General features: G+C 63.3%; 22 protein-coding genes and 1 other RNA gene. 6 read left to right on the top strand and 17 right to left on the bottom strand.

Features of this window, described 5'->3' with window-relative positions:
* Positions 1-5: 5 nt before the first annotated feature.
* The 6 genes from FJ949_RS08755 to mraZ are packed head-to-tail and all read right to left on the bottom strand — an operon-like array spanning position 6 to position 6,585.
* The gene (locus FJ949_RS08755; RefSeq protein WP_140495209.1) at positions 6-1,487 is read right to left on the bottom strand and encodes a UDP-N-acetylmuramoylalanyl-D-glutamyl-2,6-diaminopimelate--D-alanyl-D-alanine ligase; all 1,482 of its coding nucleotides are present in this window, start codon (positions 1,485-1,487) and stop codon (positions 6-8) included.
* The gene (locus FJ949_RS08750) at positions 1,484-2,938 is read right to left on the bottom strand and encodes a UDP-N-acetylmuramoyl-L-alanyl-D-glutamate--2,6-diaminopimelate ligase (RefSeq protein WP_140495207.1); all 1,455 of its coding nucleotides are present in this window, start codon (positions 2,936-2,938) and stop codon (positions 1,484-1,486) included. The genes FJ949_RS08755 and FJ949_RS08750 overlap by 4 nt, the downstream gene beginning before the upstream one ends.
* 54 nt (positions 2,939-2,992) lie before the next feature.
* Positions 2,993-4,702 carry a penicillin-binding protein 2 gene (locus tag FJ949_RS08745; protein ID WP_140495205.1) on the bottom strand — a complete coding sequence of 570 codons (1,710 nt, stop codon included), beginning with the start codon at positions 4,700-4,702 and terminating at the stop codon, positions 2,993-2,995.
* The gene (locus tag FJ949_RS08740; RefSeq protein WP_140495202.1) at positions 4,699-5,094 is read right to left on the bottom strand and encodes a hypothetical protein; all 396 of its coding nucleotides are present in this window, start codon (positions 5,092-5,094) and stop codon (positions 4,699-4,701) included. The genes FJ949_RS08745 and FJ949_RS08740 overlap by 4 nt, the downstream gene beginning before the upstream one ends.
* A gap of 4 nt (positions 5,095-5,098) precedes the next feature.
* A complete protein-coding gene (gene rsmH / locus FJ949_RS08735) occupies positions 5,099-6,130 on the bottom strand; it encodes a 16S rRNA (cytosine(1402)-N(4))-methyltransferase RsmH (protein WP_140495200.1) in 1,032 nt (343 codons plus the stop codon).
* Entirely contained in the window at positions 6,127-6,585 is a 459-nt protein-coding gene (gene mraZ, locus FJ949_RS08730) for a division/cell wall cluster transcriptional repressor MraZ (protein WP_140495198.1), read from the bottom strand. Before mraZ ends, rsmH begins: the two co-directional genes overlap by 4 nt.
* Positions 6,586-6,993: 408 nt before the next feature.
* Between mraZ and FJ949_RS08725 the strand changes: the two genes are divergently transcribed.
* On the top strand, positions 6,994-8,109 hold the full coding sequence (locus tag FJ949_RS08725) for a cystathionine gamma-lyase (RefSeq protein WP_140495196.1): 1,116 nt from the start codon (positions 6,994-6,996) through the stop codon (positions 8,107-8,109).
* An 8-nt stretch (positions 8,110-8,117) separates the two neighbouring features.
* Here FJ949_RS08725 and FJ949_RS08720 read toward each other — a convergent pair whose 3' ends face one another.
* The 7 genes from FJ949_RS08720 to FJ949_RS08690 all read right to left on the bottom strand — a co-directional run bounded on the left by FJ949_RS08720 (position 8,118) and on the right by FJ949_RS08690 (position 12,102).
* Positions 8,118-8,420, bottom strand: coding sequence for a type II toxin-antitoxin system RelE/ParE family toxin (locus FJ949_RS08720; RefSeq protein WP_140495194.1), 303 nt, complete (start codon positions 8,418-8,420; stop codon positions 8,118-8,120).
* Positions 8,417-8,692 carry a type II toxin-antitoxin system ParD family antitoxin gene (locus FJ949_RS08715; protein ID WP_140495192.1) on the bottom strand — a complete coding sequence of 92 codons (276 nt, stop codon included), beginning with the start codon at positions 8,690-8,692 and terminating at the stop codon, positions 8,417-8,419. The genes FJ949_RS08720 and FJ949_RS08715 overlap by 4 nt, the downstream gene beginning before the upstream one ends.
* Before the next feature lie 172 nt (positions 8,693-8,864).
* Positions 8,865-9,274, bottom strand: an RNA gene (gene rnpB, locus FJ949_RS08710) — RNase P RNA component class A.
* 64 nt (positions 9,275-9,338) lie between these two features.
* The gene (locus FJ949_RS08705) at positions 9,339-10,055 is read right to left on the bottom strand and encodes a transglycosylase SLT domain-containing protein (protein ID WP_140495190.1); all 717 of its coding nucleotides are present in this window, start codon (positions 10,053-10,055) and stop codon (positions 9,339-9,341) included.
* A 210-nt stretch (positions 10,056-10,265) separates the two neighbouring features.
* The gene (locus tag FJ949_RS08700; protein WP_140495188.1) at positions 10,266-11,021 is read right to left on the bottom strand and encodes an N-acetylmuramoyl-L-alanine amidase; all 756 of its coding nucleotides are present in this window, start codon (positions 11,019-11,021) and stop codon (positions 10,266-10,268) included.
* Complete coding sequence (locus FJ949_RS08695) at positions 11,018-11,737, bottom strand: DnaJ family molecular chaperone (RefSeq protein ID WP_140495186.1); 720 nt, start codon at positions 11,735-11,737, stop codon at positions 11,018-11,020. Before FJ949_RS08695 ends, FJ949_RS08700 begins: the two co-directional genes overlap by 4 nt.
* Positions 11,738-11,892: 155 nt before the next feature.
* Positions 11,893-12,102, bottom strand: a complete 210-nt coding sequence (locus tag FJ949_RS08690) for a hypothetical protein (protein ID WP_140495184.1) — start codon at positions 12,100-12,102, stop codon at positions 11,893-11,895.
* 235 nt (positions 12,103-12,337) lie between these two features.
* Between FJ949_RS08690 and FJ949_RS08685 the strand changes: the two genes are divergently transcribed.
* Complete coding sequence (locus FJ949_RS08685; RefSeq protein ID WP_224518994.1) at positions 12,338-13,585, top strand: DUF3419 family protein; 1,248 nt, start codon at positions 12,338-12,340, stop codon at positions 13,583-13,585.
* Entirely contained in the window at positions 13,582-14,247 is a 666-nt protein-coding gene (locus tag FJ949_RS08680; protein ID WP_140495180.1) for a class I SAM-dependent methyltransferase, read from the top strand. The genes FJ949_RS08685 and FJ949_RS08680 overlap by 4 nt, the downstream gene beginning before the upstream one ends.
* 4 nt (positions 14,248-14,251) lie before the next feature.
* On the opposite strand, the gene FJ949_RS08675 is transcribed toward FJ949_RS08680, so the two are convergent.
* A complete protein-coding gene (locus FJ949_RS08675) occupies positions 14,252-15,631 on the bottom strand; it encodes a serine hydrolase (protein ID WP_140495178.1) in 1,380 nt (459 codons plus the stop codon).
* A gap of 315 nt (positions 15,632-15,946) precedes the next feature.
* Between FJ949_RS08675 and FJ949_RS08670 the strand changes: the two genes are divergently transcribed.
* Positions 15,947-16,741: a GH25 family lysozyme gene (locus FJ949_RS08670; protein WP_140495176.1), complete on the top strand. Its 795-nt coding sequence runs from the start codon at positions 15,947-15,949 to the stop codon at positions 16,739-16,741.
* Between the two features lie 184 nt (positions 16,742-16,925).
* Positions 16,926-18,104, top strand: a complete 1,179-nt coding sequence (locus tag FJ949_RS08665; RefSeq protein ID WP_140495174.1) for a lytic murein transglycosylase — start codon at positions 16,926-16,928, stop codon at positions 18,102-18,104.
* Between the two features lie 59 nt (positions 18,105-18,163).
* Here the strand turns inward: FJ949_RS08665 and FJ949_RS08660 are convergent, their stop codons facing one another.
* A complete protein-coding gene (locus FJ949_RS08660) occupies positions 18,164-19,384 on the bottom strand; it encodes an alanine racemase (RefSeq protein ID WP_140495172.1) in 1,221 nt (406 codons plus the stop codon).
* 208 nt (positions 19,385-19,592) lie between these two features.
* On the opposite strand from FJ949_RS08660, the gene FJ949_RS08655 reads away from it, so the two are divergent.
* Positions 19,593-20,522, top strand: coding sequence for a DMT family transporter (locus FJ949_RS08655; RefSeq protein ID WP_140495170.1), 930 nt, complete (start codon positions 19,593-19,595; stop codon positions 20,520-20,522).
* Positions 20,523-20,894: 372 nt separating this feature from the next.
* On the opposite strand, the gene metF is transcribed toward FJ949_RS08655, so the two are convergent.
* Both metF and FJ949_RS08645 read right to left on the bottom strand, forming a co-directional pair.
* Positions 20,895-21,812: a methylenetetrahydrofolate reductase [NAD(P)H] gene (gene metF, locus FJ949_RS08650; RefSeq protein ID WP_140495168.1), complete on the bottom strand. Its 918-nt coding sequence runs from the start codon at positions 21,810-21,812 to the stop codon at positions 20,895-20,897.
* A complete protein-coding gene (locus FJ949_RS08645; protein WP_140495166.1) occupies positions 21,812-22,834 on the bottom strand; it encodes a metalloregulator ArsR/SmtB family transcription factor in 1,023 nt (340 codons plus the stop codon). The genes metF and FJ949_RS08645 overlap by 1 nt, the downstream gene beginning before the upstream one ends.
* Positions 22,835-22,983 lie beyond the last annotated feature (149 nt).

The following is a 22,983-nucleotide window of genomic DNA, read 5'->3' as shown; positions in this document are numbered from 1 at the left end:
TGACCCTAGGTCTGTTTGCCGATTGTCGTTTCAGCCGGGAACTTGCCCAGCAACGCATCGACCAGCTTTGCAAAGCCGATGCCCTTCGACGATTTGATCATCACCACGTCGCCTGGCTTCAGTGCGGCAAACAGAACCGGCTTCAATTCCTCGACGTTGGCGCGGTATTCTGTCCTGATCTCGCCCGGCAGCGCTTCCGCCAGCGCCCGCATCTCCGGACCGCCGAGAAAGACGGTCTGCGTGCCGGTGCCGACGATGAGACCGGCAAGTGCAGCATGCAGCTTGGCCGAATACTCGCCGAGCTCCAGCATATCGCCCAGCACGGCGATGCGGCGGCCTTCGCCCGTCACCGGCGTCGCGTTGAGCAGCGCCATGGCGGCCGCCATCGAGGCGGGGTTGGCGTTGTAGCTTTCGTCGATCAGCGTGATCGGTCCACCGGGGTGGCTTGAAGTCGGGCCACCGGGATGGCTCGAAGTCGAGCCACCGGGATGACGCAGCACATAGCGTTTGCCGCGGCCGCGCTCGGCCGAGAGATCGGCCAGCGCCAGGGCAACCTTGTCGAGATCGGCGCCGACCAGACGGGCCGCGCCGAGGACCGCCAGAATGTTCTGCACCATGTGGCGGCCGGGCGCGCCGATGCGAGCCGTCACCTCGTGACCGCCGATCCTGGCGGCAATGTCGGAATGATCGGCATGGACTTCGCATTTGACCAGTCTGAAGGTTGAGCGCGCGTTCTCGCCGAACCCATAGACATGCTCGACGCCGGCGGCGTGCGCCATCTTGTCGAGAAGCTTGAAACGCGCGTCGTCGCGGTTGAGGATCGCCGCGCCGCCGGGTTCCAGCCCTTCGAAAATCTCGGCCTTCGCCTTGGCGATCTCGTCCAGATTGCGGAAGAAGCCGAGATGCGCCGCCGCGATCATGGTGACGATCGCGACATGCGGTCTTACCATCTTGACCAGCGGCCTGATCTCGTCGGGATGGTTCATGCCGATCTCGAACACGGCATAGTCGCAATCGGCCGGCATTCGCGCCAAGGTGAGCGGCACGCCCCAATGGTTGTTGAACGACTGCGCCGAGGCATGCACCTTGCCGACCGCCGACAGCACGTGGCGCAGCGCTTCCTTGGTGGTCGTCTTGCCCGCCGAACCGGTCACCGCGATGATCTTGGCCTGGGAACGGTCACGCGATGCGACACCGAGCTTTTCCAGTGCCACCAGCACGTCCTCGACGACGATCATCGGCGCCGTCAGCCGGCCAAGCGACGGCAGCTTGCCTTCGGCCACGACCAGCACCCCGGCTCCGGCCTTGATGGCGGCGGTCGCGAAATCATGGCCGTCCATCGCCTCGCCCTTGATGGCGAAGAAGGCGTCGCCCGGCTGAAGGCTGCGGCTGTCGATCGAAATGCCCGATATGCCGTCCGGCATCGGCCCGATCGGTCGTCCGTCCATGGCGGCGACCAGCGTCTCGGATGTCCACAGCAAATTCATGCGGCACGCTCCAGCAGCGCGGCACGGACTTCTTCGTGGTCGGAGAAATGCAGGGTCTCGGTGCCGATCGTCTGGCCTTCCTCATGACCCTTACCGGCCACGATCAGCGTGTCCCCGGCATGCAACATGGCGACGGCCTCGTGGATCGCCGCGCGCCGGTCACCGATCTCAATCGCGCCGGGAGCGGCGACAAGGATCGCGGCCCGGATCGTCTCCGGCACTTCCGAGCGCGGATTATCGTCGGTGACGATGACGACGTCGGCGAGCCGCGTCGCGATCTCGCCCATGATCGGCCGCTTACCGCGATCGCGGTCGCCGCCGCAGCCGAACACGACGATGACCCGGCCGGTGGTGAACGGGCGCACCGAGGCAAGCACGTTTTCCAGCGCGTCCGGCTTATGCGCATAATCGACATAGACCGGCGCGCCGTTTGCAGTCGTCCCGACAAGGTCGAGCCGGCCGGGTGCGCCCTTGAGTTTTTCCAACGCCTTCAAGGCCTTGGCGACTGGCGTTCCCGTGGAGATGGCAAGCCCGGCCGAAACCAGCGCGTTGGCTATCTGGAAATCGCCGGCCAGCGGCAGGTCGATCTCGTAGAGCATCCCGTCGGCCTCGACCTCGGCACGCTGGCGGTGGCGCTCATGCTCGACCCGCTTCAGCGTCAGGAAATCGCCGTGGCGGCCGACCGTCAGCACGTCGAGCCTTGCGGCCTTCGCCGCCTGGATGGTTGGCGCCGACCACGGATCGTCGGCGAAGATCACGGCCGGCGCGCCCTTCGGCAGCAGCGCATCAAACAGACGCAGCTTGGCCCGGTGATAGTCCTCGACCGTCGGATGGTAGTCCATGTGGTCGCGGCCGAGATTGGTGAAGCCGCCGGCGGCCAGCCTGACGCCGTCGAGACGGCGCTGGTCGAGACCATGGCTGGAGGCCTCCATGGAGGCATGGGTGACGCCGGCGTCCGCCAGTTCAAGCAACAGCTGATGCAAGGCGACGGGATCTGGCGTCGTCAGCGAGCCATAATCGTTGCGGCCCGGCGCCACCACGCCGGTGGTGCCGATCGAGGCCGCGGCAAAGCCGGCCTGCTCCCAGATCTGCCTGACGAAAGCGGCGACCGAGGTCTTGCCGCTGGTGCCGGTGACGGCCACCATCGTCTGCGGCTGTTTGCCGAAATAACGGGCCGCGCTCAGGGCCAGCGCCAGGCGCGGGTCATCGACGGTCAACACGGGAACCGGCAGTCCCCCAAGGGCGCTGTCCTTGCCCGCGACGATCGCGGCAGCCCCTCGTGCGGCGGCCTCCGCGGCATAGACGGCGCCATCCGCCTTGCTTCCAGCGAGCGCGAAAAAGACGACGCCGGGTTTAACCTGGCGGGAATCCGAAGAGATGCCGGTAACCTCCAGATCGACGGAAGCTGTTCCTTCGACTGGCAGGATACCGGTTAGATTTTTGAGCTTCATCGAGTTCCGTTCACCGCAACAAAATAGCGCGCAGTTGCCGGCGCGCCCTAAGAATCATTGATAGGAAACCAGCGTTGCACCATTTTCATGGCTGAAATCTGGCTTCACGCCAAGCATGGCCGCGGAACGCCTGATGATATTGCCGGCCATGACCCCGGCATTCGCGGCCGCGACGTCCGTCATGCCCGGCTTTTCCGGGTGCGGAGCATCGGCAATCGTAAACACGAGATATTGCGGATCGTCCATCGGGAATGCGGCGACGAACGTATTGAAATTCAACTCCTTCGAGTAGCGGCCATTGATGACCTTCTCGGCTGTTCCGGTCTTGCCGCCAACGCGGTAGCCGGGGACCCTGGCATTTCTGGCCGAGCCCTTCTCGGCGTTGAGCATGTAGAGATAGCGCATGCCCTCGACCGTTTTGTCGGCTACCACTTTCTTGGCCGCCGCCATCGCGTCCTGCTGGCTGCGGACCAGGAATGTCGGCTCCATCAGATATCCGCCATTGATCAGCGCCGCGCAGCCGACAGCCGCCTGCAACGGTGTCGTCGACACGCCATGACCGAAGGCGATGGTGAACGAGTTGACCTGTTTCCAGACCTTCGGTTCAGTCGGACGGGCGACTTCCGGCAGTTCGGTCTGCATCTTGTCCAAGATGCCAAGACGATGCAGGAATTCGCGGTGCGCCTCGATGCCGACCAGTTCGGCCTCCCTGGCCGACCCGATGTTGGATGAATAGAGGAACACCTCCGGCAACGACAGCACGCGGTTCTTGCCGTGGAAATCGTGAATGGCCTGATGGCCGACCCGGATTGGATGCGAAGCGTCGAAGCGGCTCGCCATCGTCGCCTTGCCGGAATCGAGCGCCATGGCCGATGTGAAGCTCTTGAAGGTCGAGCCCATCTCATAGAGCCCCGCCGACATCCGGTTCAGCCGGTCCTTGTCTTGTGCATTGTAGGGATTGTTCGGATCAAAATCCGGCACCGAGGCCATGGCCACCACTTCGCCGGTCTTGACGTTGAGCACGACGGCGCCCGCGCCCATGGCGCGATAGCGCTCCAGGCCGGCGGCAATCTCGTCGCGCACCACATGCTGGACGCGCAGATCGATCGAGAGCTTCACCGGCTTGAGATCCTTCGCCACCGCCAGGCCCGACGCCTGCAGATCGCTCAGGCCCTGCTCGTCGATATATTTCTCCATGCCGGAGATGCCTTGATTGTCGATATTGGTCAGGCCGACAATGTAGGACGAGGTTTCACCACTGGGGTAGAAACGGCGCTTCTCGGTGCGGAAGCCGAAACCGGGAATGCCGAGCTGCATGATGTCGGCCTGCTGCTTGGGCGTCAGCTGCCGCTGCAGCCAGACGAAGCCGGCGCCGCTCTTCAGCTTATGGTAGGTCTGCTCGTAATCGATCTCCGGCAGCACCGTCGACAGCTTTTCGATCGCCTCGTCGGCGTCGACGATGCGGCGCGGCTCTGCAAACAGCGATGCCGTCTTGATGTCCGTCGCCAGCACCTCGCCGTTGCGGTCGACAATGTCGGGTCGCGAGGCCGTCACCCGGCTCTGCGGGCCGCCCGACATGTCGGGGGTCTGGAAGCCGAGATAGACAAGCCGCCCGGAAATGATCGAGAAGATACCGAAGAACACCGCCATCGTCATGACGATGCGCGCCTTGCCCTTGCCTCCGGTCGCCTTGCGGGCGCCATCGACCACGATTGAACCGTCTTCGCTGGCCCTGGGGCGACGTTTCAGCAGTTTGCCGATCATTGGGCGATGCCTCCGGTCACGATGGGATCCTTGCCGTCCGAGGGTGTGTTGCCGGAATTGTCTGCCATGCCGCCTTGGCGCCCGTTCAGGATGTCCTGGATGTCGAGGGTTTTGGCTGGCAGGTCGCCGAGGCCGACGATCTGGTGCGCGCTGACCGGCTCCAGTTCAAGCTGCGACTTGTAGAGCTCGGCGAGCTTCTGTAGCCGCGATGGCTGGGTGAGCAGGCTCCAGTCGGCCTTGAGCAGGTCGATCGTGTCCTCCTCGTAGCGTATCTCAGCATGGATCTTCTGCACTGCAGCCAATTGGTCCTCGGCCTCGCGCTTGGTTTTGTAGGTCAGGGCCGCCGCCGAGACCATGACGGCGATGAGGACGATGTCGCTGGAACGAAACACGTGCTTACCTCTCCCCCGGCCGCTCGATGCCGGGAAGTTTTGGGCCGGGAAGTTTTGGAAGGCCGAAAATCGAAAAATCGCCGGCACGCGCCGGCGCATCGGTGCGGATGGCGGCGCGCAGCCTTGCCGAGCGGGCGCGCGGATTGGCCGCAGTCTCGGCCTCACCCGGCGTCACGCCGCCGCCGGACTTGCTGAAGGTGGCACTGCGTGCCCGTGCCTCCGGCATGTGGCGCGAGCCGCTCGCGGCGTCGGAGCGATCGGCAATGAAGCGCTTGACGATGCGGTCCTCCAGCGAATGGAATGTCACCACGGCAAGTCGTCCGCCCGGCTTCAGCGCCCGCTCGGCGGCGAACAGCGCCTTGGCCAACTCACCGAGCTCGTCATTGACGAAGATGCGCAGCGCCTGAAAGACGCGGGTGGCGGGATGGATCTTGTCCTTCGGCGCCCGGCCGATATGCGTCTCGATGGCGTCGGCAAGCTCCAGCGTGCGCTCGAACGGACGCTTTTCGCGACGCGCTTCGATCATGCGCGCGATGCGCCCGGCGTGGCGCTCCTCCCCGAGGAAGCCGAAGATGCGGGCAAGATCGCCCGGCTTGAAGTTGTTGACGACATCTGCGGCGCTGAGGCCCGCCTGCGCCATGCGCATGTCGAGAGGCCCATCGACGCGGAACGAAAACCCGCGCTCCGCCTGGTCGAGCTGCATCGAGGAAACGCCGATGTCGAGCACGACGCCGTCGGCACTTTCGACATGCTGGTCCAGCATCGAGAATGGCGCCTGCACCAATCGCAGGCGGCCGCCTGATTGGGCTTCGAGATTGCGACCAGCCGCTATGGCATCCGGATCGCGATCAATGGCAACCACGGACGCGCCGGCCGCCAGGATGGCCTTGGTGTAGCCGCCGGCGCCGAACGTGCCGTCGACGATGACGTCCCCTTCCGCTGGCGAGAGCGCCTGCAACACTTCGGCAAGGAGGACCGGAATGTGGCGGGCCGGTCCGCCAACGGCGTTGATATCATCGCCGTGGCCCACCGTCATTCCGGTCGCTCCCCAGGCTTCGTCCCCTGCCGAAGCTGCAAAAGCCGGGCCCGCGCCTGCGCTCCGTAGGCCGCAAGCCGTCCCGGCTCCCAGATCTGAAAGAAATTGCCGCGCCCGACAAAGGCTACTTCCGCCGAAAGGCCGGCATGTTCGCGGATGAAGTCGCTGATCGTGATGCGACCATCCTGGTCCAGCTTCAGGAATGTTCCGTCGCCATGGCAGAAGAACGACATGTCGTCCGCCGTCTGCTGGAACGGATCCTCGAGCGCGATGCGCTGCTCGTAGCGGTCGAGCAGGTCGGGCCCGCCGACATCCATGGCCGGCAGATCCAGGCAACGCAGCGCGTAGAGATCCGAATAGCCGCGTTTCTGAACGACGGCGCGAAAATGCGCAGGAACGGACACCCGCCCCTTCGCATCGATCCTGCTCACCGTGTTCGACAGAAACCGGTCCATCACACGTCACGGCCGCTTGCGCCGCCGCACCCCTCTTCGTCGTGTTGCACGCGCCACCGCTACGCGTTCCCTGCCCTGAACCCGCCTCCGTGACAGGGGCGAAAACCGGCAAACGCGCAGCCGCCGCGGCTGCCCGATTGGCGTACGCTTCACTCTGACGCGGAACGAAGGCTTTGGTATCGATATGGGATATCATGGGGTGTTATGGGCGTCAACGGGAACAGGCTTCACAACATGCAGTCGCGACCGATGGAAGCGGCTTTGAAAACACGTCTCGTCTTTATGGATCATTAAGCCTAACGAAGCGTTTAGAGCCGCTTGGCCCAACCGGACGCGCCTTGTCGCGAGCTGTTGCCGGGCATAGCGTCTCACCACACGTCCAGGGTCACCAAGAGGGTTTGAATGTCGATGTCTGAAACAGCACGGTCGCGCGCCGCGGCTCTTGCCCACCTCCGTCGCAACGCACTTGCCGTCGGCGATTCCATCCCCCTGCCACTCACCATGGCTGCCATCTTTCACGCGCCTGGCGACGCCACCGGTTTCAACCAGTATGGCCGTTTCAGCAATCCGACCTGGGATGCGGTAGAACATATGCTGGCGCATCTGGAAGACGCGCCCTGCGTCGCTTTTCCTTCCGGAATGGCGGCGATTTCGGCGGCATTTTTCGCTGTCCTCAAGACCGGCGACCGCATTCTTCTGCCTTCGGATGGCTATCACACGACAAGGGCACTGGCCGAACGCTTCTTGAAACCACTCGGCATCGCCTACGATGTGAGGCCAACCTCGACCTTCCTCGATGGCGGTTTCGAAGGCTATCGTCTCGCTTTCGTAGAGACGCCCGCTAATCCGGGGCTGGACATATGCGATATCGCGGCGCTGGCCGCGGCCGCACACAAAGCGGGCGCACTGCTTGTCGTTGATAATACGACCATGACGCCTTTCGGCCAGCGCCCGCTCGACCATGGCGCGGATATTGTCATCGCCGCGGACACTAAGGCGCCCAACGGCCACTCCGACGTGCTGTTCGGCCACGTCGCGAGCCGCAACGCCGACATCATCGCCGCGGTGACGGATTGGCGCGAAACGTCCGGCGGCATTCCAGGGCCGTTCGAAGCGTGGCTTGTGCATCGTGGCCTCGAAACGCTCGATGTGCGCTTCGACCGCATGTGCTCCTCGGCGGAAGTGATCGCGCGGCGCCTGCAAGGTCACCCGGCGATCACGGGCCTGCGCTATCCCGGCCTGGAAGGCGATCCTTCGCACAATCTTGCCCGTGCCCAGATGGAACGCTTCGGCTTCCTTGTTTCCTTCGAACTCGCTTCGGAGCAGAAGGCCGAGGATTTCATCAACAACTGCGAATTGATGCAGGCCGCGACATCCTTCGGCGGCGTCCACACCTCCGCTGAGCGGCGTTCGAAACGAGGCGATGCGGTTCCAGCCGGCTTCGTCCGCCTCTCAGTCGGCTGCGAACCAGTTGAAGAGCTTTGGGCGGCGATCGAGGCGTCGCTGGACAGGATCGGCGACTGACAAATCGGTTACGAACCGAGGTCGTCGGTTTCGAAGTTGCGATGGCCGTGCAGCACGCGAAGGATTTCGATCGCATCGCCCCTGACTCGATACAGGGTGAGATAATTGCCGACGACCAGATGGCGAACACCCGGTGCGATATCGTCTCGTGGCGCGCCTGAGAAAGGATAGGTAGCCAGTTGCTGCCACCGCGCCTCGATGCGGTCGAGCAGCCGGTCGGCTGCGGCCTCGCTGTCGCTCGCAATATGCAGCCAGATCATGATCAGATCGTCTTCGGCGCGCGCGTTCCGGACGATGGGGAGCAAATTCATCCTGCGTCGTCAGATCGCAGGCGTCTCCGCGCCTCGGCCTTGATTTCGTCCATCGATTCAAATCGTCCCGGTCCGCTGTCGATCCCTTCCTGAACTAACCTCCGCAACTCCTCGACCGTATAGCCGAAGAGGTCGCGCCGATCCTTCCATTGCCGGAGCGCATCGCGGATCACCTCGCTAGCCGAAGCATATTCACCAGCGGCGACCACATCGTCGACCGCCGCCGCCAGTTCCGGCGAGAGGGTGATGCTGCGTTTGTCGACCTGTCCCATGATAAGATTCCCAAATGCTATTGGTTGCCTATGGTACGATTTAATCGTACCAGCTTCAAGCAACGGGGGATATCACTTGGCTGGCGAACGGCCTGCCAGCTTGAATCAACAGGCGCGCCCGAGGGCGCAACCTGTTGATCGCAAACTCGTCTTTTCGATATCGCGACGAAAAACTGCCAGCTGGCCTATAAGCCGGGTTCTGTATGGCCCTCGCCCCTTGCGGCGCGAGAACGTGGCGGCCATTCATCTTGGGCGCATATTGCCATGCGCCTCACGCAACCTACCCGGACGGTGAGCCGGAAACAGCCCTCGAGGGTTTCCCCTCGCACCGCCCCTATTCGGTCTTGCTCCCGGTGGGGTTTACCGTGCCGCTCCTGTTGCCAGTCGCGCGGTGGGCTCTTACCCCACCCTTTCACCCTTGCCCCGACCCGGCAAAGCCAAGTCGTGGCGGTTTGCTTTCTGTGGCACTTTCCCTGGGGTCGCCCCCGCCGGCCATTAGCCGGCACCGTGTCTCCATGGAGCCCGGACTTTCCTCACCCGCGGCCTTTCGGCTTTTGCTGGTGCGGCCGCCCGGCCAGCTGGCCAGGGTATAAAGGGGTTCACGCCACAAAACGCAACTAAAAAAGCCGGTTACGACCGGTTCTTGTCACGCCGGCGACCCGACAGCCGCCAGTTGCACCTTGACCTTGCTGCAATAGGCGGCCGAGACCGGGTTCATTCGGGTGGCGCCGTGGCCGGCATTGTATTTCAGGATCGTGCCGCACGTCGTGCCGCCGCCGAGATCCCGCGCCATGGCAAGATACTTCATGCCGTATTTGATGTTGGTGTCCGGATTGAAGAGCCCATTGGCCGAGCCGCTATAGCCCATCATCCGCGCCGTCGCCGGCTTGATCTGCATCAAGCCGATTTCGCCGGCGCCGCCGACGAGGTTCGGCCGATAGTTGCTCTCGATCTTGATCACGGCGTGAGCGAGCGACGCCGGCACGCCATAGCTTGCGGCGTAACGCGCCACGATGGCCGAATACTGATCGCCACTGGCCACCGCTGCCGTCGAGGCCACTGCTTCCTTGATCCCGATCGATGCCGTCGTCGTTTTGTCGACGGCCTTGCGGCCTCGCCTGGTCTTCTGTTTTGTGCTCGGCTTCTTGGCCTTGGTCCAGCTCGCCTTCTCCACCTTCGCGGAAGACCGCTTCGCCGCCCTCACATCCTTGCTGCTTTTGGCCGAAATGGCCTTGCCCTTGGCGGTCGCTGCGACGAGCCCCTGATCGGCCCGTGGGCTCAGCGGCGCGGCGCTCGCCGTTCCGAAGGCAAAAGTCATTACGCCGGCAGCAAGAGCTGCCGTTACAACGGTCAATTTCTGCATGTGATCCTGTTCTGTCTGAACGCGCGAAGATCTCCGCGCGGCATTGCTTGATTAATGTCGGACCATCCGGGGGTTAGACGCCCGACAAACTGTACGGATTGCCCTTTGAGGCCCGAATTGCGCGCAATGAAGGCGGGGCAAGTCACTTTAAGTGACAGTTTGTAACTTAATGTCGGAAAAGCATTACTTGGACGGCATCCTGACCCAGGGTCAAGTTCGGTGGGAAGCGAGCAGCCGTTGAAGCGTGCGCATCGTCGATCCGTCCGCCACTCCATCGATCCGGCGTGGCCGGAAATGACGCTGGAAAGCCTCGACCACGACCCGCGTCTGCTGGTCGAAAACACCCGATATTTCGACTCCATAGCCGTAGAGCGCCAGCATCGATTGCAGCGCCTCGACATCGGCGCCAGCGTCGCCGGTCTTCAGCACGGCGCCGCGCCTGATCGGTGCCGCCGCCACCAAGTGGCCGACGCCGGCCTCGAACAGGGCCCGCCAGGGAAACTTCTCGCCCGGATCGATCTTGCGCCCCGGCGCCACGTCGGAGTGCGCCAGCACCCGCTGGGGGGCAATCGCATGCCGGCTGGCAATTCCGGCACACAAGCCGATCACCGCATCGATCTGTCGCTTGGGAAAACCGGGATAACCCAATGAATGCCCCGGGTTGACGATCTCGATGCCGACGGAACAGGAGTTGATGTCGGTGCGTCCGAACCACGAACTCTTCCCAGCGTGCCAGGCGCGGTCGCTTTCCCGGACCATCTGCACGATATGGCCGTTCTCATGCACCAGATAGTGCGAGGAGACTTCGCTGGCCGGGTCGCACAGCCACGCCTCGGCCCCGGCGCCTGTCGGCATGCCGGTATAGTGCAGCACGATCATGTCGGGCTTCAGCGTCTCGCGCCGTGGCCCGAAATTCGGCGATACCCTGACCTCGGCGCTCGGCTCGTCGGGCAGGAAGCCGCTCATGCGTGCCGCAGGCCCCGCTCGATCATCTCATAGGCGGTGTTGATCGCCGCGAGCCTCGTCGTCGCGATCTTGATGAATTCCTGCGGCAGGCCACGCGCGATCAGCCGGTCCGGATGATTGTCGGAAACCAGCTTGCGGTAGCGTTTCCTGACCTCCTCGAACGGCTTGCCGCGCTCGATGCCGAGCACGACATAGGGGTCGGCCGCACCAAGATTGACGTGCCTGGCAAGGATCGCCTCGTAGTGCACCTCGTCTATGCGGAAGATTTCGGCGATGCGGTGCAGGAACTGGCCTTCACGCTCATGGATCAGCCCGTCGGCCTTGGCGATGTGGAACAGGCCATCGAGTATATCCTCCAGCATCATGCAGTTCGAATGGCCGGAGCCACAAAGCTGCGCCATGCGCTCGGCATAGGTCTCGAAGCCGGCAACGTCACGTTTGGCCAGATCATAGAGCCGCGCCACGTTGCGCGTCTCCTTTGGCGGCACCTCGAATATTTCCTGGAAGGCGCGTATCTCATCCTGGGTGACGACCCCGTCGGCCTTGGCCATCTTGGCCGAGAGCGCAATCATCGCCACCGAGAAAGCGACGCGACGGCGCAAATCCGCATCGCCGGAAAAAACGGTGCGTACAGCCTCGACCACGTCGGCGACGCCCGACGAGGCTGAGGACGAAATCCGCGTGATGAAGTCGCCGAGGCGGTCCCAAATCGACATGGCCGCTTCTTAGAGCCAACCGGTCCCCGCTATCAAGCCAATAACGGCCGGCATCATACCTCCGACGACAATCGATCTCGTGTCGGAACCACTACCCGCCTAGGCGAAGGGCCGGCAAGACGCCGGCCCTTCGCCAGAACACAGGTACTAATGGACTACTGCGCGGGCGCAGGAGCGGGCGTTGCCGGAGCCGGCTCGGCAGGCTTGGTCGAATTATCCGCGGGCGCCGCAGGTTTCATTGGCTGCTCGGCCGGCGGATTGGTGCTCTGGGTGGTGGTGTTATCCGTCCCCGTGCCGCTGTCGCTGCATGCAGCGACGCCGAGCAGCGCAAGCGCGGACACCGACGCAAGAATGAGTTTTTTCATGATATCTCTCCTTCAACACACGCTCACGTTGCAGTGAACGGTCGAGAAGGAAATGCATCACTCAGCCATGGGTTTCGTAACGATGCGTTTCCGCATGTAACATCGCTCGCATCCTCGCCTTGCGCCTCCCCGGGGGTGAAACAGCTTTGCGCTCCCCTGTGCGGATCGCTGTCATCCACCTGTCATAGCCGGGCGTTACCCGCTTGCGGCAAAGCAAATGGGGAATCACCTTGCCATGACGGACGTTTCCGCAGATCTGATCTTTCGCCGTGGCAAGGAAGTTGGAAAAGCCGTCTACCAGAACCGCCCCCTGTCGAAGGCAGGAATTTCCGAACGGCTGTTCGCCTTCCTGTTTTCGGGCCTGGTCTATCCGCAGATCTGGGAAGATCCCGATGTCGACATGGACGCAATGCAGCTTGGCGAAGGCCACCGCGTCGTCACTATTGCCTCCGGCGGTTGCAATATCCTGGCCTATCTCACCCGGTCGCCGGCCAGGATCGACGCCGTCGATCTCAATGCCGCTCACATAGCCCTGAACCGCATGAAGCTGGAGGCGGTGCGCCACCTGCCTTCGCAGGGCGACCTGTTTCGCTTCTTCGGTGCCGCCGGCAACGACCACAATTCTCAGGCTTACGACCGCTTCATCGCGCCGCATCTCGATCCGGTCAGCCGCCACTATTGGGAGCGCCGCAACTGGCGCGGCATCAGGCGCATCGCCGTCTTCGACCGCAATTTCTACCAGACCGGCCTGCTTGGCCTGTTCATCGCCATGGGCCACCGCACGGCTAAATTCTTCGGCGTCGACCCCGCCGGCATCATGCAGGCCAGGAACATTGGCGAGCAGCGCCGCTTCTTCCACCAGGAGCTGGCCCCGGTGTTCGAAAAGCCGCTTTTGAAATGGGCGACCTCGCGCAAGGCCTCGCTGTTCGGCCTCGGCATCCCGCCGGCGCAATATGACTCTCTCATCACGTCCGGCGACGGCACCATGGCCAGTGTGCTGAAAGCCCGGCTGGAAAAGCTCGCCTGCGATTTTCCATTGAAAAACAACTATTTCGCTTGGCAAGCCTTTGCCAGGCGCTACCCCCAACCCGGCGAAGCCGCCCTGCCCGCCTATCTTGAAAGGCAGAACTATGAGGCCATTCGCGGCAATGTAGACCGCGTCGCCATTCATCATGCCAATCTGATCGAATTCCTGGCAGGCAAGGACGCGGGTTCCGTCGACCGTTTCATCCTGCTCGACGCGCAGGACTGGATGACCGACGACCAGCTCAATGCGCTGTGGTCGGAAATCACCCGCACCGCCTCCGCCGGCGCGCGTGTCATCTTCCGTACTGCGGCCGAGCCAAGTCTGCTGCCGGGCCGCGTCTCCGCTTCCCTGCTCGACCAGTGGAGCTACGAGAGCGATGCCTCGCGCGAATTCTCCACCCGCGACCGCTCGGCAATCTATGGCGGCTTTCATCTCTACGTGAAGCGCGCCTCATGAGCACTACCGAGCTGCCGGCCAATCACGCCGAACTGATGGACGGTGTCTACCGCTGGCAGCGTCACATCTACGACCTGACCCGCAAATATTATCTGCTCGGCCGCGACCGGCTGATATCAGGGCTGGACGTTCCGCCGGGCGGCACGGTGCTGGAGCTCGGCTGCGGCACCGGGCGAAACATCATCCTCGCCGCCCGCAGCTTTCCCGGCGCGCGCTTCTATGGCCTCGACATTTCGGCAGAGATGCTGGAGACCGCGGGCACCGCGATTGCCCGCGAAGGCCTGTCCGATCGCGTCATGCTGGCAAGGGGCGACGCCACGGAGTTCGACGCAAAGGCGCTGTTCGGCCGCGACAGCTTCGACCGTGTCTTCGTGTCCTATTCATTGTCGATGATCCCAGGCTGGGAAAAGACGGTCTCCGCCGCGCTGGCAACGCTCGCTCCGGGCGGTTCCCTGCACATCGTCGACTTCGGCCAGCAGGAAGGCCTGCCGGACTGGTTTCGGACCCTGCTTCGCGGCTGGCTCAGAAAATTCCACGTCACGCCCCGTGAAATGTTGCGCGAGGTGCTGGAATCGGAATCGCGAAAAATCGGCGCAACCTTCCGTTTCCGCACACTTTATCGCGGCTACGCCTGGCTGGCGGTGGTCCGGCCGAGCAGCTGATTGGCTAGCGCAGCGCCTTCACCAATGCCCCGACCATGGTCTGCGGCCTGTAGCCCAGCTTGGCCGGCGTCAGGCCGAGCCGCACCACCACTAATTGCTCGGATGGAATGATGGCGACGGTCTGCCCATCATGCCCCTCCATCCAATAGGTGTCCTTGGGCAGGCCCGCCGCCACGCCGGCACCGGGGTTTTCCTCGTCGCCCGGCGCCTCGATCCACAATTGCCCCTTGCTGTAGACTTTCGAGGCCGACGCAGGTTCGCGCATCCAGTCGACGAAACCGGCCGGCAGTATCTGGTTGCCGTTCCAGACCCCGCCCTGCAGCAGGAACTGGCCGAAGCGGGCCCAGTCATGGGCGGTGGCGTAGAGATAGGATGAGCCGACGAACGTGCCCTGTTCGTCGGTCTCGAGCACGGCGCTGTGCATGCCCAGCGGCTCGAACAGCGCGGTGCGCGGCCACGTCAACGCCTTGGCCTTGTCGCCGACCGCATCCTGCCAGAGCCGCGACAGCATCACCGCCGTTCCGCTCGAATAGGAGAACACCTTGCCCACCTCGCCCGTGAGCGGCTTGGCTTCGGCAAAGCCCGCCATGTCGGGTTCGAGATAGAGCATGCGCGTCACGTCGGCGACGTCGCCATAGTCTTCGTTGAATTCCAGCCCGCTCGACATCGCCATCATGTCGGCAAGGCTGATCGCGGCGCGGCCATCGGCCTTCCACGGCGCGAAAAGGCCCTGGTTGGTCATCGCCATCTTGCCGTTCTTGACCAGCGTGCCGACTATGGCGGCATTGACCGTCTTGGTCATTGACCAGCCGAGCAACGGCGTCCGGGCGGAAAAGCCCTCGCCATAGCGTTCCGCGACGACGCGGCCGTTCTTGACCACCACCACGGCGCGCATGCCGGCGCCGGTCATGGCGGCATCGTCGACGATCTTCACCACCTCCGGGTTCTGCGAGGCTTCGACCCGCTCGCCTTCCGGCCACAGCGCGTCCTGTCTTGTCGCCGAGGGTTCGACATGGATCGCCGTGCGCCGCGCCTTGCCGACATCGCCATCCGGGACCGAGGCGCAGCCCAGCCCGTCGCGGAAAACCGCGATGCTCTTGCCGAGGAAGCCAAGCAGGCCGGCGGAGACTGTGCCCCGGTTCTTGTCGACCGAGACCCGCATCAGCTTGAGCAAGGGATGACCGGCCGCCTGCACGTCGATGGCAAGCACCTCGTTGGCGTCGCGCCCGGCGATGAAAACGTTGGAGCAGACGATCTTTGCCGAATAGCCCGAGCCGACCCGGATCAGTTCGGGCGGCGCGAAATAAAGCCACCCAAACAGCGCCACGACCGCCAGCACCACCAGGCCGAGGAGCCATTTGACGATCTTGGCAATAATCCGCATCTTTCCCGCCCCCGAATCCAGGCTCGATCCATGTCATCGATTTGCCGCCATTGCTTCCGCAAAATCATGGGCCTTGTCGAGCGTCGTCAACCAGATATCAACCATGATCGGCTATCACAGGTGCATGTCGCCCAACAGCGCGCCGCGTTTTTGGGATCACGGCAGGAAACAAAATCAAAGCGCGCCGAAAATGCGCGCTTTGACGATATACCGGGCGATGCTGTGGGGCGATCGTCCCGGCGGGGGCCAGACCAAGCGCCGGCCATCAGTGCACAAACCCATCAGCGACCGGCTGCAACCGGCTCGGGAGTTGCAATGCGCCGTCTCGCGGCCCTTTTCATGCTGACGCTGCTGGGCGCCTGCTCGACCGTGGAGGATCTGTCGCCACTGTCGCCATCCAGCACCCCTTCGGTTACGGTGCGCGCGCCCCGCTTCGCCGATTCCAAGCCGCATGAATGGGACAGCGGCGCGCCCTGGAATTACGCAGTTCACGGCACCGACGTCTCAAAATACCAGACCTCGGTCGACTGGCCGACCGCCAAGGCCAGCGGTATTTCCTTCGCTTTCATCAAGGCGACGGAGGGCGGCGACCGTTTCGATGATTATTTCAACGAGCATTGGGCGCGCACCAAAGCCGCCGGCGTTCCTCGTGCCGCCTATCATTTCTTCTATTTCTGCACTCCGGCGGCGGTACAGGCGCGCTGGTTCATCCGCAACGTCCCCGTCGACCGTTCGGCCATGCCGCCGGTGCTGGACATGGAATGGAACCCGAAATCGCCGACCTGCAGGCTGCGCCCCGACCCGGCCACCGTGCGCGCGGAGATGACCACCTTCCTCGAAATCGTCGAGCGGCATTACGGCAAGAAGCCGATCATCTACACGTCGGTAGACTTCTTTGAAGACAACGAGCTGTCGACCTTCCGCGGTTATCCCTACTGGCTACGCTCCGTCGCCGGCCACCCGCGTCAGAAATATGGCAGCCACCCCTTCACCTTCTGGCAGTATACGGGAACCGGCATCGTTCCCGGCATGATCGGCAAGTCCGATATAAACGTCTTCAACGGCAGCCAAGCCGCCTGGGACAAATGGTTGAGGCAGAACACCCGTTGACACCGTGTCAACGGCAGCCAGGCCGCCCGGAGGAAGGGTTGCTGCAGAACACCCGTTGACACCGGGCCTGCCGCCTGCTTTCGACACGGCCGGCGGCCAAGAGTGCAACCGCCGGTATTCCGGGGCGACGCGCATCCAGATGGACAGCCAGGCCGCCCGGAATCTGAATGTCGAAAGGAAGTCTATGCGACTGCGTCCCCAAGCCCTCGCGGTGCTGTTCCTGTGCGCCACGGCCTTGCCGGCAATGGCGCAGGAATGTGGCGGCGACTTCGAAACCTGGAAGCAGGGCGTGGCTGCGGAAGCCAAGGCGGCGGGTGTCGGCGCTGTCGGCCTCGAAGCGCTCGAGGATGCCAGCTTCGATGAGAGAGCCCTGGCGCGCGACCGTGCGCAGGGTGTCTTCACCCAGACCTTCATCGAATTCTCCAACCGGATGATCTCGGCCTACCGGCTGAAGCAGGGCGCGGCGAACATGAAGAAATATGCCGATATCTTCGCCCGCGCCGACCAGCAGTTCGGCGTCCAGGCGCCGGTCATCACCGCCTTCTGGGCGCTGGAGACCGATTTCGGCGCCGTGCAGGGCGATTTCCATACGCTCAGCGCGCTGGTGACGCTTTCCCATGACTGCCGCCGCCCGCAGCTGTTCCGGCAGCAGTTGGTGCCACTGCTGGAATTGATCGACCATGGCGTGCTGCCGGCCGACGTCAACGGCGCCTGGGCTGGAGAGATCGGCCAGACGCAGATCCTGCCTTCGGATTATCTTGCCCGTGGCGTCGACGGCGACGGCGACGGCAAGATCGACCTGCGGGGCAGCGTGCCGGACGTGATCATGACGACGGCCAACAAGGTGCTGTCGCGCGGCTGGAAACGCGACGAGCCCTGGATCCAGGAAGTGCGCGTGCCCGACGAGATGCCATGGGAACAGACCGGGCGCACAAACAAATTGCCGCTGACACAGTGGACGCAGTGGGGTGTTACCAATCCCGACGGCTCGCCGCTGGTCGACAAGGGCCTGAAGGCCGGGCTGGCGCTGCCCATGGGCCGCAAGGGGCCGGCCTTCCTCACTTACGAAAATTTCGACGTCTATCTCGAATGGAACCAGTCCTTCACCTACGCGCTGACCGCGGCCAATCTTGCCGCGCGGCTTGCCGGCGCGCCACCGATCGACCCGCGCAATCCTGAACCAGGCCTCAACAACGAGCAGATGAAGGCTTTGCAGACCAAACTGGAGGCCAAGGGCTATGATGTTGGGACGGTCGACGGGATCCTGGGCACCAACACCCGCGAAGCGATCCGCAAGGAGCAGACGCGGCTGGGATTGCCCGTGGACGGCTGGCCGACGCCGGAGCTTTTAGCGAAGCTGTGAGTAGTAAGTAGTGACGGAGCCATTTCCCTACTCCCTACTCCCTACTCCCTACTCCCTACTTAATCCGCCATCGTCTCCAGACTCGCCAATCCCACCGGCGCGTCGCCTTCGTCGAACGGCGTCGCCACCTCGACGAAAGTGTCGGGATAAAAGCCGTTGAAGCGGGTTCTCAGCGACAGCGAATAGGCACCGATATGGCCGATCTCGATCCAATCGCCGGTGTCGACGGTTTCCGGCAGCCAGAACGGCCGCGACAATATGTCGACGGAATCGCAGGTCGCGCCGCAGACCTTGAACGGCACGATGGTTTTCTCGTCGCCATTGCGCGTGCGGATCGCCGGATCGGGAATGAAGCGTGCCGGCAGCGTGATCTTGCCGGTCCATGAATCCGACAGCGACGCCCAGATGCCGTCATTGATGTAGAGCCGCTTGCCCTTGCGCAACAGCACCCGCACGATCAGCGACAGGCAGCGCGCCACGATCACCCGGCCGGGCTCGGCCACCAGCGGCATCTGGTCGAACTGGTATTCCTTGAGGTCTCCAGAAAGCCGCGACATGATTTGGCCGAGCGACGGCATCGCGACTTGCTTGCGGTTGGGATCATGCCCGTATTCGGCCGGAAAACCGCCGCCGACATCGAGACCGGCCAGGTCGAAGGTCAGCCGGTTGCGCACCCAGTCGGCGGAAGCCAATGCCCTTTCGTAGGTGTCGGGGTCCTCGATCTGGCTGCCGACATGGAAGCACAGGCCGACCTTGTAGCCGGTGCGGTTCAGCCGTTCGGCGAGCTCGACCGCATAGGCCGGGCCGGCGCCGAACTTCTTCGACAGCTCGTAGGCCGCATGGCCCTTGGTCTGCACTCGAACGAACACGCTGATTGCGCCCGGGTCGATGTCGAGCGCCCTGACCACCCGCGTCAGTTTGGTGATCTCGTCCTCGTGGTCGAGCGCAATGACGCGGATGCCGTATTTCTCCAGCGCCAGCCTGATGTCCGACTGCGCCTTGACAGGATGCATGTAGAGCATCTCGGCATCGGCCGAGACCGCGCGAACGGCGGCGAACTCGCCGGGCGAGGCCACGTCGAAAGCGGAGACGCCGGCCTCGACCAGCGTCTTCAGCACGATCTGCTCGCCATTGGTCTTGACCGCATAGGCCGTCTTGCCGGGGAACATGCCCATGAACTGCAAGGCATCGGCCTTCAGCACCTGCGGGCGGAAGCAGTAGACCGGATCGTCCGGGCGAAGCGCCAGTGCCGCCTCGCGGGCATTCTCGAATCGCTGCATGGACGAATCCTTGACCTAGCCTGCGCACAATTAATCCAAGCTAGCGGCCAATGAAAACAATTCTGTGTCTCGTGCGCCTGGCGGCAGGGCGCTAGGCTTTGTCAGGGGAGACAGGCCATCGGGCAGGTTTCGGGTGGTTCTTGCCTGCGAACCCGATATGGCTTCTGTCTGGCTGCCTGCATTCGGCCGTCCGGGGAGGACGCATCACATGGCAATAGCCGCGACATCAGCACCGCGCGGACCGATGGCCCTCAAGGACTGGGCGCAGCTTCTGCTGCTCGGCGCGATCTGGGGCGGCTCCTTTTTCTTCGCCCGCATTGCCGTGGCGGAGCTTCACCCGCTGGTGCTGGTATTGTTTCGCGTCGCCATCGCGGCACTCGCTTTACAGCTCTATCTCTTCCTGCGCGGCCCATCCTTCCGCCTTGACCTTCCTCATGCAGGATTGTTCTTCCTGCTGGCCTTCACCAACAACGTCGTGCCTTTTTCGCTGATCTTCGCCGGCCAGACTGAGCTTGGCGCCGGCGTCGCCTCGGTGCTCAATGCGACCACGCCGTTCTGGACGCTGATCCTCGCCAACGCCCTGACATCGGACGAGAAGCTCTCCTGGAACAAGCTGGCCGGCATTGCGCTTGGCGTCGCCGGCACGGCTGTGATGATCGGCCCCGGCCTGGTTGCCGGCCTCGGCGGCCCGGTCTGGGCCAAATTCGCGCTGATCGGAGCATCGTTGTCCTACGGCGTCGCACTGATGGTCGCCCGTCGCTTCAAGGGCGTGCCCTCGCCGGTCATTGCCACCGGGCAGCTGACCGCCTCGACCATCATCATGATCCCGGTGGTGCTGCTTGCGCACGGTCCCGCGGGCCTGTTCTCGGCCTCGCCGCCGGTCTGGGCGGCGGTGCTGGCGCTGGCGCTGCTGTCCACCGCCTTCGCCTATATCCTCTATTTCAACCTCGTCGCCTCGGCCGGCGCCACCAACGCCTCCCTGGTGACGCTGATCGTGCCGGTGAGTGCCATGCTGCTCGGTTTCCTGTTCCTCGGCGAGCGGCTGGAATTGTTCGAAATCGGCGGCATGATGCTGATCGGTCTCGGCCTGGTGACCATAGACGGGCGCCTGTTCATCCGCAGGGTAGCGCTGCCATGACATGCCAACGACACGAAGCCGCCATAATTTATTCACAGGTTCGTATCTGGTTTTTGCCTAGAAGTTTCAACGCCTAACGGCGAAAATGAGGTCGCAAACTCCACAATCGCGTCGCAATGCAGCACATTTTCCGCTTGCCTGTGGCACAAATGACCCTAGACTCTGGGCATAGCTCTTTAAAAGGAGGCTATGTCATGGGACTTACGAGGCCAATCAACGCATTGATGATCTGTGCTGCGTTTGCATTCATCGGCGCCCTCATTATAGGCGTTCTTCCCTGAACCCGCCAAAAACGGGGAAGACCAGCACCCAATAATCAACCAGTTTGAAAGGCCGGGTTTTTACCCGGCCTTTCTGCATCTCAAGTCCGGTTCAGGCGGCTGCGGAGCCAGCCACTTCCGCCTCATGCGAGCGGATGCCGATCATGTGGCAGACGGCAAAGACGAGGTCGGCCCGGTTCATCGTATAGAAGTGGAAATCGCCCACGCCCCGCTCGACCAGGTCCAGCACCTGCTCGGCCGCCACCGCCGACGCGACCAACGCATGCGTCTGCGGATCATTCTGCAGGCCGTCGAAACGTTCGGCCAGCCATGCCGGCACCAGCGCGCCGCAGCGTGCCGAGAAATTGGCGACCTGGGTGAAATTGTGCACCGGCAGGATGCCCGGCACGATCGGAATGTAGATGCCGGCTCGACGCGCGCGCTCGACATAGCGCTCGTAGAGATCGTTGTCGAAGAAGAACTGGGTGATCGCCCGCGTCGCGCCATTGTCGACCTTGCGCTTCAGCATGTCGATGTCGGTGGCGAAGTCGGGGCTTTCCGGATGCTTTTCCGGATAGGCCGAGACCGAGATGTCGAAATCGCCGGCGCTCTTCAGCGCACCGACCAGCTCGGCGCCATTGGCATAGCCGTCCGGGTGCGGACGATAGGCGGTGCCGACGCCCGCGGCCGGATCACCGCGCAGGGCGACGAACCGCTTCACACCCATGTCGGCGAATTCCTGGATCACCGCATCGACCTGAGGGCGCGGGGCGTCGACGCAGGTCATGTGCGCTGCCGGCGTCAGGCTGGTCTCCTTCAGGATGCGGCCTACGGTGCGTGCCGTGCGCTCCCGAGTCGAACCGCCGGCGCCATAGGTCACCGAGACGAATTTCGGCTTCAGCGGTTCCAGTCGGGTGACCGTGTCCCACAGCCTCGCTTCCATCTCGTCCGACTTTGGCGGGAAGAATTCGAAGGAAACCCTGACCTTGTCGCCAATGTCGGGGCGGCGGGAAAAGCGGAACTGGTTCATCAGGCGATTTCCCCTATCGAACTCACTTTGGTCTGCTGGCTGTCATTGGCAGGATCGGCGATCAGCAGGCGCCGGTCGCGGCCAAGCCAGAGCTTGACCGTGAGCCTGGCCTCGGTGCCGCCGCGCGGCTCGAACTCCTGGGCATCTTCGAGATCAAGGCCCGCTTCGGAGAACCACTCGCCGATCTGCCGGTCGGAAAAGCCGAGGCGCATATGCGCGTGCTCGTCGCGCAGGAATTCCAGGGTATGCGGCGCGAAATCGACGATCACCAGCCGTCCGGAAGGGCGCAGCAGCCGCGCCGCCTCATGGATGGCGCGCGCAGGATCATCGAGATAATGCAGCACCTGATGGATGGTGACGAGATCGAAGGCGTCGCGCTCGACCGGCGGCGAGAAGATGTCGCCCTGCCGCACCTGAGCATTGGAGACGCCGGCCTTGTCGAGGTTGGCGCGCGCGACGGTCAGCATCTCGCGCGACATGTCGATGCCGATGCCGCGCCGGTAGAGCGGCGAGAATATCTCCAAGAGGCGTCCGGTGCCGGTGCCGAGATCGAGCATCGACTGGAACGGCCGCTTGCCGACGAGCTTCATGAGGGCTGCCTCGACCGCACGGTCAGGCACGTGCAGGGAGCGGATATGGTCCCAGCTTGCCGCGTTCTGCGAAAAATACTCCGCCGCGCGGTCCTGCCGCTTGCGCTTGACCGAGGCCAGCCGCTCGAGATCGCGCTCGACCTGCGGATCGGCGCCGCGAATGCCGGCGACCAGCCGCAGCACGAAGTCGCGCGCGGAATCCGTATCCGACAGCCGGAAGAAGGCCCACGACCCCTCCTGGTAACGGCCGATCAGCCCGGCCTCCAGGAGCAGCTTCAGGTGGCGTGACACGCGCGGCTGCGACTGGCCGAGAATCTCGGTAAGATCGGACACGGTGAGATCACCGCGCGACAGCAGCGCCAGTATGCGCAAGCGGCTCGATTCGGCCGCCGCCTTCAATGTATCCACCATGGTGTCGAGCGCGACATGCATCAGCGTATTCTCTTTGAAAAAAGATATAAACATATGTTTATGTCGATTTTAGCAGCCTTGCAAGCGCTATGTCGCTTCCGGACAAGAAAATGCCGCAGGCGTGATTTCTCGATGCATGTTGCCTAAAAATGTGTAGCGGTTTCAGGGCA

The organism is Mesorhizobium sp. B2-4-1, assembly GCF_006442185.1.
Classification (GTDB): Bacteria; Pseudomonadota; Alphaproteobacteria; order Rhizobiales; family Rhizobiaceae; genus Mesorhizobium.
The sequence above is the reverse complement of the archived record's forward strand: the minus strand, read 5'-3'. Positions and strand labels throughout refer to the sequence as shown.